The 13349-nt window shown below is 36.4% G+C and carries 14 protein-coding genes; 6 read left to right on the top strand and 8 right to left on the bottom strand.

Translation table 11 applies throughout. The annotated features are described in order from the left end of the window. Positions 1–165 precede the first annotated feature (165 nt). Genes A1D18_RS01815 through A1D18_RS01805 form a run of 3 tightly spaced genes read right to left on the bottom strand, consistent with a single transcriptional unit; the run spans position 166 to position 3071 of the window. The gene (locus A1D18_RS01815; protein WP_071662116.1) at positions 166–603 is read right to left on the bottom strand and encodes a cytochrome c-type biogenesis protein; all 438 of its coding nucleotides are present in this window, start codon (positions 601–603) and stop codon (positions 166–168) included. 18 nt (positions 604–621) lie between these two features. Continuing rightward, positions 622–1152 carry a DsbE family thiol:disulfide interchange protein gene (locus tag A1D18_RS01810; RefSeq protein ID WP_071662115.1) on the bottom strand — a complete coding sequence of 177 codons (531 nt, stop codon included), beginning with the start codon at positions 1150–1152 and terminating at the stop codon, positions 622–624. Between the two features lie 5 nt (positions 1153–1157). Beyond that, positions 1158–3071, bottom strand: a complete 1914-nt coding sequence (locus tag A1D18_RS01805) for a heme lyase CcmF/NrfE family subunit (protein WP_071662114.1) — start codon at positions 3069–3071, stop codon at positions 1158–1160. Positions 3072–3249: 178 nt separating this feature from the next. Here A1D18_RS01805 and udk point away from each other — a divergent pair, with 178 nt between their 5' ends. The 4 genes from udk to lolD all read left to right on the top strand — a co-directional run bounded on the left by udk (position 3250) and on the right by lolD (position 6798). Beyond that, positions 3250–3915 (top strand): uridine kinase, encoded by a 666-nt coding sequence (udk, locus tag A1D18_RS01800; RefSeq protein ID WP_071662113.1) that lies wholly within the window; start codon positions 3250–3252, stop codon positions 3913–3915. Further along, a complete protein-coding gene (locus A1D18_RS01795) occupies positions 3899–4705 on the top strand; it encodes an enoyl-ACP reductase FabI (RefSeq protein ID WP_071662112.1) in 807 nt (268 codons plus the stop codon). The genes udk and A1D18_RS01795 overlap by 17 nt, the downstream gene beginning before the upstream one ends. 124 nt (positions 4706–4829) lie before the next feature. Then, positions 4830–6083: a lipoprotein-releasing ABC transporter permease subunit gene (locus tag A1D18_RS01790; RefSeq protein ID WP_071662111.1), complete on the top strand. Its 1254-nt coding sequence runs from the start codon at positions 4830–4832 to the stop codon at positions 6081–6083. After that, positions 6076–6798, top strand: coding sequence for a lipoprotein-releasing ABC transporter ATP-binding protein LolD (gene lolD / locus A1D18_RS01785; protein WP_071662110.1), 723 nt, complete (start codon positions 6076–6078; stop codon positions 6796–6798). Before A1D18_RS01790 ends, lolD begins: the two co-directional genes overlap by 8 nt. Before the next feature lie 57 nt (positions 6799–6855). Here the strand turns inward: lolD and A1D18_RS01780 are convergent, their stop codons facing one another. Then, on the bottom strand, positions 6856–7350 hold the full coding sequence (locus A1D18_RS01780) for a response regulator (RefSeq protein WP_071662109.1): 495 nt from the start codon (positions 7348–7350) through the stop codon (positions 6856–6858). A gap of 671 nt (positions 7351–8021) precedes the next feature. Here A1D18_RS01780 and A1D18_RS01775 point away from each other — a divergent pair. After that, positions 8022–8750 carry a helix-turn-helix domain-containing protein gene (locus A1D18_RS01775; RefSeq protein WP_071662108.1) on the top strand — a complete coding sequence of 243 codons (729 nt, stop codon included), beginning with the start codon at positions 8022–8024 and terminating at the stop codon, positions 8748–8750. On the opposite strand, the gene ftsB is transcribed toward A1D18_RS01775, so the two are convergent. From ftsB to kdsA, 3 genes are read right to left on the bottom strand one after another with little or no spacing between them, the layout of a single operon-like run. Continuing rightward, positions 8747–9049 carry a cell division protein FtsB gene (gene ftsB / locus A1D18_RS01770; RefSeq protein ID WP_071662107.1) on the bottom strand — a complete coding sequence of 101 codons (303 nt, stop codon included), beginning with the start codon at positions 9047–9049 and terminating at the stop codon, positions 8747–8749. The two genes, A1D18_RS01775 and ftsB, sit on opposite strands and share 4 nt — an antisense overlap. After that, entirely contained in the window at positions 9050–10360 is a 1311-nt protein-coding gene (gene eno / locus A1D18_RS01765) for a phosphopyruvate hydratase (RefSeq protein WP_071662106.1), read from the bottom strand. A 9-nt stretch (positions 10361–10369) separates the two neighbouring features. Continuing rightward, entirely contained in the window at positions 10370–11203 is an 834-nt protein-coding gene (gene kdsA / locus A1D18_RS01760) for a 3-deoxy-8-phosphooctulonate synthase (RefSeq protein WP_071662105.1), read from the bottom strand. Between the two features lie 203 nt (positions 11204–11406). Between kdsA and A1D18_RS01755 the strand changes: the two genes are divergently transcribed. Next, positions 11407–12549: a hypothetical protein gene (locus tag A1D18_RS01755; RefSeq protein WP_071662104.1), complete on the top strand. Its 1143-nt coding sequence runs from the start codon at positions 11407–11409 to the stop codon at positions 12547–12549. Here the strand turns inward: A1D18_RS01755 and ccmC are convergent. Then, positions 12527–13273, bottom strand: a complete 747-nt coding sequence (gene ccmC, locus A1D18_RS01750; RefSeq protein ID WP_071662103.1) for a heme ABC transporter permease CcmC — start codon at positions 13271–13273, stop codon at positions 12527–12529. The two genes, A1D18_RS01755 and ccmC, sit on opposite strands and share 23 nt — an antisense overlap. Positions 13274–13349 lie beyond the last annotated feature (76 nt).

Below are 13349 nucleotides of genomic sequence, written 5' to 3'. Positions count from 1 at the left end.
CGAAAATCAGATATATAGGGCTATCGATAAATTTGAAAAATTACAAAATAAAAGTAGTTATTCGTGGAGTTAAGAGAGTATCTACTCGGAGTAGATCTAATTTTAAGTTGTGATCTTACAAAGTTTTTATGGATGATCATAGCTAAGAGGTTGATAAGTCATCATTTAAGAACTTGAAATTCGAGTATCGAATTTCTTTATTTTGAGTAATAGTATGAGCAAAATAACTAATAATAAAATAAACGGGGATAACCACAAGCAAAAGGTTATACGCGAGAAAGCGGGCTTAAATGAAATAAACTCACCATAACGGCTCACTAAATAATTTTTTACTTGGTCTACCGATTCGCCCTGCTTGATTCGTCGATAAATCACTAAACGCAGATCGTTTGCTAGAGGCGCATTCGAATCGGCTAAGTTTTGATTTTGACAAACTAAACAGCGTATTTCATGAGTGATTTCTTCAAATTGGATTTTTTTCTCTGAAGAATCAAAGACATACATTTCGCTTAATTCAGAAAAAGCTAATGGAGAAAAAAAAATGGCTAACCAGAATAGTTTTCTTAAACTATTTTTTTTTAAAAATTTTTTAACGCCTTGCATGATAAAATTTTAATTAATCTATGATTGACTTTTATGGAGATGTTTAATAAGTGGTTGCATATTCTGTATCCAAATCGACGAAGTTAATGGGCCTACCTGCTTATAACGAATAATGCCTTGTGGATCGATTAAATAGCTTTCAGGCACACCATAAACGCCTAAATCTATAGCAAGTAACCCTTGCGGGTCAAAAATAATTTTTTGAAAGGGATTGCCTTGTTGTCTTAGCCATTGTTTTGCCTGATTAAATTCATCACGGTAATTTAAACCGTAAATAGAAATGGCATGATTTTTCTTCAAACTTAATAAAAAAGACTGTTCTTCAGCACAAGTTAAACACCAGCTTGACCACACGACTAACAGTGTCCAATGTTGCAAAAATATTTTTTTTCTTAATGTTATTGATTTTTTTAGTAAATCATTGGCTGAAAATTCTGAAATCGGTTGATTAATTAATGGCGATGGCAGGTGATTGGGGTCCTTTTCTAAACCTTGCCATAAAAAACAGACGATGATCAATAAAATAATTAGCGGAATAATATAACGCATGAATACTAATACTTAATTTTTTTATAGCGTCTGGAGAGTATGGCCCATAGACCACCAAGTATCATGCATAAACCGCCCATCCAAATCCAACGTACAAAAGGTTTGTAATAAAAACGTAAAGCCCAGGTCTGTTTGCCCACCGGCTCAGCCAAAGACACATATAAATCGCGCCAAATACCTGCTGCAATAGCGGGTTTGCCGATCATGACATCGGTTATGGGATAATAACGTAATTGTGGCCGTAGAAATAGACTACTTTGATGGTTCACTTGAATAGTAGCCACCGCGCCAGTGTAATTAGGACCTTGCAAGGCATCCACCTGTTGCAAAGTAAAATGATAACCTGCTAATGACAAGCTTTCTCCGATACTCATTCGCACATTACGCTCAAGACTATAATAACTGCTTAAAATGATTCCTATCGCTAGAATAGCAACACCTAAGTGTGCGACTAACATTGCACCTTGCGTTTTTATAATATTTTTTAAGCTTAATTTTTTTTTAAACGATGTCACTAGCAACTGTAAAGTATTTAATAGGATCCATAATGTCAAGCTTAAGCCTATTAGCACTTGCCAATGCAGTTCTTTACTCAACAAAATAATCAAGATAAAACTTAAACTGAATGAACTGAGTAGGATACTAACTATTTTTCTTAAAATCTCGCCACGTACTTGATGCTGCCAGGGTATTAAATAGGATAGGCCCATAAAAAATAATATTAAAATAGCGAAAGGTGTCAACACGAGATTAAAATACGGTGCGCCCACGGAAAGCTTACCAAAATCTAATACTTCAATAATTAACGGATACAATGTGCCAAGTAACACAGTAAATACCATCACACTTAATAAAACATTATTCACGATTAAAAGTGTGGTGCGGGAGAGCAAACTCACGTGTAAATCTTGTTGTTTTAATCGATGGATTTTAAAGGCATAAATAGCCAACGCGGTTCCTATCAATACCACCAATAAACCTAACATGAAAACACCCCGCCAAGGATCAACCGCAAAGGCATGCACGGAAATCAAAATTCCGGAACGCACGATAAAAGTGCCGATTAAACTTAAGGCAAAGGTTAATATGGCAAGTAATATCACCCAGGTTTTTAGTAATTCTTTTTTTTCTACCACTAATAAAGAGTGAATTAACGCGGTGCCCGCAAGCCAAGGTAATAGCGATGCGTTTTCGACGGGATCCCAAAACCACCAACCTCCCCAACCTAACACACGATAAGCCCACCAACTGCCTGATACAATTCCCCACGTCAAAAAACACCAGGCCGCTAAAGTCCAAGGCCGCATCCAAGTTGCCCATTGCTTATCGAAACGACCGCTTAATAATGCGGCTATAGCAAAAGCAAAACTGACCGAAAAACCCACATAACCCATATAAAGTAACGGCGGATGAATAATTAAACCTGGATCTTGTAATAAAGGATTCAGATCTCGTCCATCCATCATTCGTTCTGCCGCTAAACTAAATGGATTCGAGAGTGTCAGTAGAAATAATAGAAAACCTGCGCTAATAAATCCCAGTACCGATACGACTCGTGCTAATAAAGCCAATTCGATGGATTGATTTAAAACAATGACGGCAACTGTCCATAGATTTAAAATAAACACCCATAATAATAGAGAACCTTCATGTCCACCCCATAAGGCACACACACGATAAAACCAAGGCAAGTGGGTATTAGAATTTTGCGCTACATACACAAAGGAAAAATCATTGACTAAAAACGCATAGGCTAAACTTAGCATAGCCAGCACAATGAATGTAAATTGTGACAGTGTTATAGGTTTAATCCATTTAAGCCAATTAAGATGTTGGTAATAAAGACCGGCTAAAGGAATGCTGCATTGAAGCAATGCTAGAAAAAAAGCGCCTAGCAATAGCGCATAAGAAAATGTCACAGAAAACTTCCTTTGTATTATTTATATTCGTTAGGCTTTTATATTTTACATATAATTGTTGCTTAATATAATAAAAGTATTAAATAAACCGTATACTGATCATCAATACTATTTATGCCATTTACCTTTTTATAAAAAACTGCTAACTTACGAGCATTTATTGAATACTAAGGCTTGTATGACTCAGCGTTGTATCATCATCGGTATCGCCGGAGCGTCTGCTTCGGGCAAGAGTTTATTGGCCCATACTATTGTCAAAGAACTGGGCTCTGAACAAGTCGCTGTTATCTCGGAAGATTCTTATTATAAAGATAACAGTACCCTCGCCTTTGAAAAACGCTTAGAAAACAATTATGACCATCCGGATGCTTTTGATCATGACTTACTTATCCATCATCTCAAGCAATTGCAATCTGGTAAATCAGTAGAAATTCCTATTTATAATCACACGCTCCATATTCGTGAGCAACAAACACGACCTCTGGGTCCACATACCATTATTGTCTTAGAAGGGATTTTACTTTTTGCTGAAATTAGCTTAAGGGAATTGATGGATATTCGCATCTATATGGATACACCATTAGATGTTTGTTTGAGTCGCCGCATCAAACGTGATGTCATAGAGCGCGGTAGAGAAATTGAGGCGGTGTTAGCACAATATCAAGAAACCGTTCGTCCGATGTATTCGCAATTCATCGAACCTTCGAAACATTATGCAGATATCATTGTTCCACGGGGCGGCGAAAATCGAATTGCGATTGAACTTATCAAAGCCAAAATTCGTGAATTATTAAATAATTTTAGCAACAAAAGTAAAGAGGAAAATCATGGGTCTGCTAGATAATAAACGTGCCTTAATTGTTGGTTTAGCAAGTAATCGATCGATTGCTTACGGAATCGCGGAAGCCATGCACCGCGAAGGAGCAAAACTCGCCTTTGCCTACCAAGGTGAAAAATTAAAAGACCGTGTCACTAAAATGGCAAATAGAGACTTTGATTCGAACATCGTCATTCCTTGCGATGTCAGTCGAGATGAAGATATTACCGAACTTTTTAAGCAACTCAATGTCAGTTGGGATGGATTGGATAGTTTAGTTCATTCCGTTGCTTACGCACCCGCCGATCAATTGCAGGGCGATTATCTCGACAATGTAAATCGTGAGGGTTTTAGAATTGCACATGACATCAGTAGCTATAGTTTAGCGGCATTAGCCAAAGCAGCGTATCCGATGATGACAGACCAACCGAACGGAGGAGCTATCCTAACGCTCAGTTATCTGGGATCCGAAAAGGCTTTGCAAAACTATAATATTATGGGTTTAGCGAAAGCGAGTTTAGAGGCCAATGTTCGTTATCTAGCGAATAGCTTAGGTCCCAAACACATCCGTGTTAATGCCATCTCCGCTGGACCAATTCGTACGCTAGCCGCCTCAGGCATCTCAGGTTTTCGAAAAATTCTAGCTTATAATGCTGCCGTTACGCCCTTACGCCAAAATACCACCATAGAACAAGTCGGAAATACGGCAGCTTTCCTCTGTTCGAATATGGCTTCAGGAATTACCGGGGAAATCATCCATGTTGACGGTGGATTTCATGCCATCGTTGCTATGGGTGAACCGACTGAAACAGTATAGCAAAAATACCTCTTTTCTCCCCTAAGCTTGGAATTTAACGCTAGTGCCATATTCCGGGACATAAAAATTCGCATTCTTTCCAGTGAATGGTATATTACCTTAACAACATTAATAGGGTTTTAGTGTGTTCCGTCCCATCGCTTTATATATAGGTTTGCGTTATACCCGTGCAAAAAAACGTAATCATTTCATTTCCTTTATTTCGTTGACATCGATGATCGGTATTGCTCTCGGGGTCACGGTCTTAATCACGGTTTTATCGGTAATGAATGGGTTTGATAATGCGATTCGCGATCGTATCTTTAACATAGCCACTCAAGTCGCTATCACTGCGACGAGCGGCCATCCATTGACGCAAATTGCTCCGTTAATACAAAAAGTATCTCAACAAGCCGGCGTGATTGCCAGCGCCCCGTATGCATCCGGACAAGGTATGTTAGTCGATCAAGGACAACCGCATCCGATTATGATCACCGGCGTGCTTCCTGAATTAGAAAAAAACGTTTCTGAAATACCACACAAAATAGTGGAAGGTAGTTTCAATTTAAAACCGGGTCACTATAACATTGTGTTGGGCGAAGAATTGGCCTTAGGTTTGGGTATCCAAATCGGTGACAAGGTCAATATTATCACACCCCGTGTTAGTTTAACTCCAGTCGGTATTATTCCACGTTTTAAAACGTTTACCGTCAGTGGGATTTTTCAGGTCGGACGAAGTTTTGGCTTTGAAAGTAGTATGGCTTACATCGCACTAAAAGATGCGCAAACTCTCTTTCAATTAGGTCAAAGTGTAACCGGCTTACGACTAAAATTAAATGATTTGTATGCGGCCCCCCAGGTTTCCAGCGAGCTTAATAAAGCACTCCCTCCAACTTATACCGTAACCGATTGGACTAGTACCTACGGTAGTTTGATGTATGCTATTTCTTTAGAAAAAAGAATGATGTTTTTTATTTTATTATTATTAATTGCGATCTCTGCCTTTAATTTAGTGTCATCGTTAATGATGGTGGTCACTGATAAACAATCGGATATTGCGATTTTGCGCACCCTAGGCGCTACACCTGGTACGATTTTAAGTATTTTTATGGTTCAAGGGTGCGTGATTGGTTTTAGCGGTACATTACTGGGCTTAATCGGTGGAATTGCGTTAGCCTCTCAAGTCGGTAACCTCTTAAGCTTTATTGAACATACTTTTCATATACAAATTTTTGCTTCTAATGTCTACTTTTTCGTGGATAAATTACCTTCCAAGATTGAAACAGCCGACGTCATTCATATTTGTTTAGCTGCTTTGGGTATGAGTTTATTAGCCACTATCTATCCGGCATTAAAAGCCGCGCGTACACTTCCCGCGGAGGCTTTACGTTATGAATAGATCATCTAGCGATTTTGCGAGACCGCTTAAACAGAATACCACTGTTCTGAGTTGTACTGAATTAAGCAAAACCTTTCATGATGGCTCTTTGTATGTAGAAGTCCTCAAGCCTATTAACTTTTCTGTAAAAGCTCGTGAGCGTATTGCTATTGTTGGCCCTTCAGGCGCAGGAAAAAGTACACTACTGCATTTATTAGGAGGATTGGATCGGCCCAGCTCGGGTGAAGTTTTTCTGGCAGGGCAAAACCTAGCTGAGTTGAGCGAAAACCATCGCAGCCATCTACGTAATCGTTATCTTGGCTTTATTTATCAATTTCACCATTTATTACCTGAATTTACTGTATTAGAAAATACGTGTATCCCATTATTGCTAGCCGGTGTTAAACCGGTATTCGCTCAGAAAAAAGCACTTAATTTATTAAAAAAAGTCGGCTTAATACATCGACAACATCATAAACTAGGTGAGTTATCGGGTGGAGAACGTCAACGCACTGCCATCGTCAGAGCACTGGTTAATAATCCACTTTGTATATTAGCCGATGAACCGACGGGTAATCTCGACAGTCATACTGCAGAGCAGGTTTATCAAACTTTACTTGAGCTCAATACAGAATTTAATACCAGCTTAGTGATTGTCACGCATGATCAGAATCTCGCTAGCCGATTGGATAAAATTTTACATATGGAAGATGGCCAATTAATTTCTACTTGTTAGAAACAAATTTTTTTCACCGATTTTTTATTAATCTTCCAGATGTTGTCAGTTAAGTTTTTAAGTAATCACTCCATAGTTTTGTAAAATTTTTTTAAAATCTTTTTCTTGTATAGGTTTTAGGTACACTTCATTGACACCTAAAGCCAAATAATTTTTTTTGCAGGCATCATTTAACCAACTACTGGTTAATACGATAGGTGACCTTTGGTTAACATTTCTTTCATCACTACGAATTAAATTAATAAAGATCTTGGTACTACAATCCGGTAAATTGACATCTAAAAGTATAACTTTGTAAGATAAAGTCAATTTTTCTAACGCCCTGCGTGCTGAATGGACGCATTCTACGTAACAACCGAATTTCTGAAGATGACTAACATTGATTTTTTGACAAATTTTATTATCGTCTATCGATAAAATTCTAGCCACAGATTGACCGGTATTTTTCATCGGTAAATTTTCTACTAAAGATTTTTTCAACCCCGGATGCAAGCTATTTCCAAAATCTTTAATTTTTTCAACGAGATGGGTTCGTAATTTTAATATTGACATTGTTCTTCTCCATAAATTGAGCAATCGTTTTATTTCCTTTTATAGGTTGTTCAACTAAATTTTTATAATTATCCAAAATATAACGCTATAAATTTTTTCAAAAACAGAAGTTTTGCGATTTTTAGTCTTAAGATCAAACAATTTAAGTACGGTCAGCCATAAGATTACAATACTATGACTTAATTTTCATACTTTTTTAAATAAATACAACTCATACTATCCACTCTATGGAGGATATTCGTTATAATGGATACATTACGCGATGTTTCCTTTATGAAATTTAAGTTGTGTTTATAAAATAATGACTGCTATAGTCTAATTGACTAAATAACCGCTTTAATTTAAAAAAGCAACCGTCATCTTTTAATTTATCATTTTAAGTTTAAGGATATATACCTCTTTTAAAAATATCAGAACTATTCTGGTTAACTATTAACCGAAAGATTTAATTATTCTGATCGAAATAATCTTAAATAGTTAATTTGAAAAATAGTTTTATCTTAATCGGTACTATTTGCACCTTATTTGTTACTTTTTTAAACATTCATGCAGCAAAGAATTTACATAAATAAAGCTCCTTAAATAAAAGAAGATAAACGCTATTTAGTCTTTTATTAAGACTAAATATTATCTTAATAGACATTTTATGTCAAATTTAGTAAAGGAAGATAATGAAGAAAAATCCTAAATCCATAAAAGAAAAAAACTCCTCTCTCGCCTTGGATATTCAAGAACGCGCTAATCGACTCAAATTTTTGCGAAAAATGTCGCACCTTTCAATGAAAGAATTTGCTCAACATTGTAATCTGGGCTTAACCACCATTAATTATTGGGAACAAGGGTATAGTAATGTCACTGAACGTGGAGCACAAAAAGTCTGTAAGGCTATGCGTGAAGAAGGAATAGAGTGTTCAGTGATCTGGTTGATGACAGGATATGGCGAACCGCCGAAGGTAACCGACTCAAGCAAACTTTCTAAATTAAATTATAAAAATCTTGAATCATTATCCAGAACCTCTATTAACGAGAAGAAATCCGACTATCCCATGGAAAATATCGAAATTAAAGAGGAATTAACGCTTTTTAGAAAAAATTATCCTGAGCATCTGATATATCTTATTGATAATGAAAGTATGAAACCGCTTTATAGTCCAGGCGATCTGGTGGCTGGAAAAAAATTAATCGGTAAAAATATGGAGCTGGCTCACGGCGCAGACTGTATCATTGAACTGGAAGGAAAAGAGCTAATGGTTAGACGCGTAAAAATAGGACATGCTGCTAATCGTTTCGATCTCTATGTGATTAATTCGGATACTTCACTCGAATTTCCCCCTTTACGCAATATCAAAATATTAGCTTTAGCACCCATTATTCGAATCTGGAAACCGATTAAATTTTAATGTAGGTTAGCTTTTTTTTTCTTTTCTGGCTTATCCACTAGCATATAAAATAACTCATTGGATTTTACCATATTGAGATCATGACGCGCATGTTCTTCCAAGGCGACTTTACCTGACTTAAGATCCTTAATTTCAGCAACCATAGCCGTATTGCGCTGGCTGAGCTGTGTATTTTCTTTCATTTGCATAGTAATCTGTTTTTTAAGTTGGTGCACTCGCCATACACCCTCTTGTACAAACCAAAGCTTGTATTGCAAACTTAAAAAAAGTAGTGTCAAAATAACAATGAGCGGTTTCATTTAATGACTATTTAAAAAACGTGAAAAAAATTGAATCCCTGCATAATCTACCTGATTTTTCTTTGAAAGCTCTGCTTCAATCCGTAACAAACGATTGTATTTAGCGGTTCGATCGGTGCGAGACACGGAACCGGTTTTTATCTGGCCAGCTCTAGTACCCACCGCTAAATCGGCAATACTGGTATCTTCTGTTTCACCCGAACGATGTGAAATCACCGTTGCATAGTGTGCTTGCTTTGCGAGCGAAATCACCTCTAAGGTTTCACTCACAGTACCAATCTGATTCAATTTTATAAGAATCGCATTGGCTAATTTTTTATCTATTCCTTGCTCGAATAAAACGGGATTAGTCACAAATAAATCATCTCCGACCAGTTGAATTTGTTTACCCAGTCGTTGTGTGAGTTGTAGCCAGCCTGACTCATCGGATTCGGCCATTCCATCTTCTATGCTAATAATAGGATATTGTTTCACGAAATTCTCTAAATAAAGAATCCATTGTTCCGTATCTAATTCCTTATTCTCTAAACAATATTTTCCGTGATGATAAAATTCATTACTTGCTGCATCTAAACCTAAATAGATATCCTTGCCTGGCTTATATCCTGCTTGTTGAATAGCGACTAAAATACTTTCAATTGCTTCCTGATGTGACTGAAAAGTAGGTGCAAACCCCCCTTCATCGCCAACATTGGTATTGAAACCTTGTTTTTTTAGATAGGATTTTAAACAATGAAAGACCTCAACCCCCCATCGTAACGCTTCACTAAAAGTAGGCGCACCTACTGGCAAAATCATAAATTCTTGTATCGCTAATGAATTATCGGCATGGACACCGCCGTTAATAATATTCATTTGGGGTACTGGCATTAAGTATTTTTTATCTCGTTGGCCCATCAGCTCAGCGATATGCACATAAAGTGCTTGTCCTTGTGCTAAGGCAGCGACTTTAAGCAAACTCAGTGAGACACCTAAAATAGCATTAGCTCCTAATTTTCCTTTATTATCTGTTCCATCTAAATTTTTCATTAACCTATCTAATTCATTTTGATCGGTCACCTCTTTTCCCATTAATTTTTTTTGTATCGGTCCCAGAATATTTTGGATAGCTAATAAAACGCCTTTACCTTGATAACGATCCGGTCTCTCTGTATCTCTTAACTCTAAAGCTTCTTTTGAACCTGTCGATGCCCCAGAAGGAACACTCGCCTCAGCTTTTAAACCTGAATCCAAAATGACTTCGACAGCAATAGTAGGATTACCTCGCGAATCTAAAATTTCATAGGCATTTATCTCAGTAATTTTTGACATACCTTCTACCTATAACGTAGTTTCTATTAAACTGGTTTTTTTTACGGTTTTATCTATTTCTTGTAAAGTAGCTAACAGTTCTTCTATTTTTCCTAATGGCCAAGAATTAGGTCCATCGCTTAATGCTTTTTCTGGGTTCGGATGTGTCTCCATAAAAAGCCCAGCGATCCCAACCGCTACGGCAGCACGCGCCAATACGGGTACAAATTCACGTTGCCCTCCCGACGATCCCCCTTGACCACCGGGCAATTGCACGGAGTGAGTGGCATCAAATATCACTGGACAATGGGTTGCGCGCATGACGGCTAATGAACGCATATCCGAAACAAGATTATTGTATCCAAAAGTAACGCCACGCTCACAGACCATAATCACGGCATCACTGACTTGACGTGCTTTCTCAACGACATATTGCATATCCCACGGAGAAAGAAACTGACCTTTTTTAATATTAACCGGTAAACCTTGTTGAGCAACTTTTTGAATAAAATTAGTCTGTCGACATAAAAATGCCGGTGTTTGTAAAACATCTACTACACTAGACACTTCATTTAAAGGCGTATCTTCATGAACATCCGTAATGATTGCAACACCCAAGTGCTTTTTTACTTTTTCTAAAATACGTAACCCTTCTGCTAGACCTAAACCACGAAAACTCTTGGTTGACGAACGGTTTGCTTTATCAAAAGAAGATTTATAAATAAAGGGGATATTCAACTTATCCGTTATTTCTTTCAGGCGCCCCGCCGTATCCATAGCCAATTGTTCGCTTTCCACGACGCAAGGACCTGCCATAAGAAATAATGGTTTATCAAGACCCACTTCAAAATTTAGCAATTTCATAATAATAAGCGCAAAATTAAAGAGTCATAGTTTACTCTTAAACTGAATTAAGTCCTATACCTCGATCCTTAGCAACGTGATGATTCTTTAAAAGGATCAGAAGAGTAAAATTTAAAAAATCGATTTTATAAAGAAAAAATATTTTTTATAAAAAATTAGTTTAGTGTTAATATAGAAAAAAATAATAATGGGGCTTCATGAGAATGTACTTCGAAAATAATAAAATTTTATTCTCAAATAAAGAAAAAAAACCTGATCTTTTAAAAAAAAGATTACTTTTTAATTTAATTAAAAAATCTAAAAAAAGCTTATGGCAAAAAGTAAGCAAAAAGAGACGTCAGCAATTTGGTAAAAATAGTTTAGAGGCTAACAAGAATTTATTTTTTACGGACAATAAATCTTTAGTCGAATTTCAACTAAAGAAAAATTTATTGGCTTTCCTACCTCAATATAATGCAGAAAATACTATCCATACACTGTATCAACGTTATATACAGAATAATAAAATGAATGAACAGGCCTATTTACATTTTTACAATCGCTTAACAGCAAAAATCGATATTTTAAAAATTATCGATGCCGATCATGGAAAAAATATTGCTTTAAACCCAGATATCGTTTGCAAGATGCTCTCTCTATTAACCTATTCTGTTGGACTACTTTCTTCTGCCCTATTTCACGCTATCGCGGCAATTACTCGACATGGAATCAATGAACTAAGTGATATCAGGAAAATTAACAGTGCCAAAAATAAACTCAATCATTGGATAACTGATCTAAATTTCATTAAATTACTCAGTATTATGCTGACAAAAACCCATGAGCCGGATTTCGCTCACCAAGAAAGAATGGACTATTTCCTCGATGAACAATTTTTAATATTTTGGTCTTTGTTTAAAAAACAAGCTAAAATGGATACTGAAATCCCTGATTTAAATGATTTTTGGTCGACCTGTTTAGTTGAGTATGTTAAAGAATTAAAATGTCCTCTTTTAAAGGATAATTTCGAGCATTGCTTAAATGAAATGCTTGCTTCAGTTAATTTTAATCACCCACATCAAGAGTACACGCAGTTACCTAATACAAATGCGTCCAATCAATATAAAAATTTCAGTACACCCCGCCAAGAAAGCATATTTCTTGCTCAATGGATATTACAAACGGTCATTAGTCATTATTTAAATCGCATGTTGGAACTTAATCAGACAGTTAAAATGCATCCCAATTCCTCAGCGTTTACATCAACTTTTTGGCACAATGAAAACAAAAATTCTAGAGAAAATTTTAATCCACCTAGCCCTGCAATTAATTCAATTTTTTCACCTAGATTAATCGCAAGTTATTAACTTCGTGGATTTTAATAGATTGTTCTAATATTTCGCAGCGTATATTTAACAATAAAACAATTAAGTAAAAGCTGATAAAGGCTACTATCATCGCTAATAAAGGATAGAGCATGGAACGCTCGATTAAAGAAGGGCTTAAAAAATGGATAGTCGCGCCTTGGTGTAAAGTATTCCACCAATACACTGAATAATGAATAATGGGTAAATTCGCTAAACCCAATATAAGCAATATCGCCGTGTTTTGTGCAGCCATATGACGTTCAGGCATTGCAGAACGCAAAGCAATAACCCCTAAATATAAAAATAACAAAATAAGCTCCGAGGTTAAACGCGCGTCCCATACCCACCAAACTCCCCACATTGGTTTAGCCCAAACACTTCCTGTGAACAAGGCTAAAAAAGTAAACCATGCGCCTAAAAAAACACTTCCAGAAACGATCAATTCTGCTAATTTAATACGAAAAATTAAACTAATCCCTGCAAAAATAGCCATAATAAAATAAATAAACAAGGACAAAAAAGCACTCGGGACATGTACGTATATGATGCGAAAAGCATCCCCTTGTTGATAATCAGCCGGCGCTAAATACAATCCTCCAACCGCACCATAACTACCAAATACCAGTAAAGCTAAAGCAAACAGTGGAATTAAATAGGTCGATAATGAATAAAAATGTTTTATTGCTATATACCGATAGATTTTATTTCTTCTTCGTTTAGTCATTTTATTATTTCCTTTAAACAGATAACCTATAACAATAAACTCATAGTCATTTAATTTTTGGGAGTGGCACGTTATA

Origin of the sequence: Candidatus Rickettsiella isopodorum (assembly GCF_001881495.1) — a bacterium.
GTDB lineage: Bacteria > Pseudomonadota > Gammaproteobacteria > Diplorickettsiales > Diplorickettsiaceae > Aquirickettsiella > Aquirickettsiella isopodorum.
Note: the sequence above shows the minus strand (reverse complement) of the source record. Positions and strands in the feature narration are given on the sequence as shown.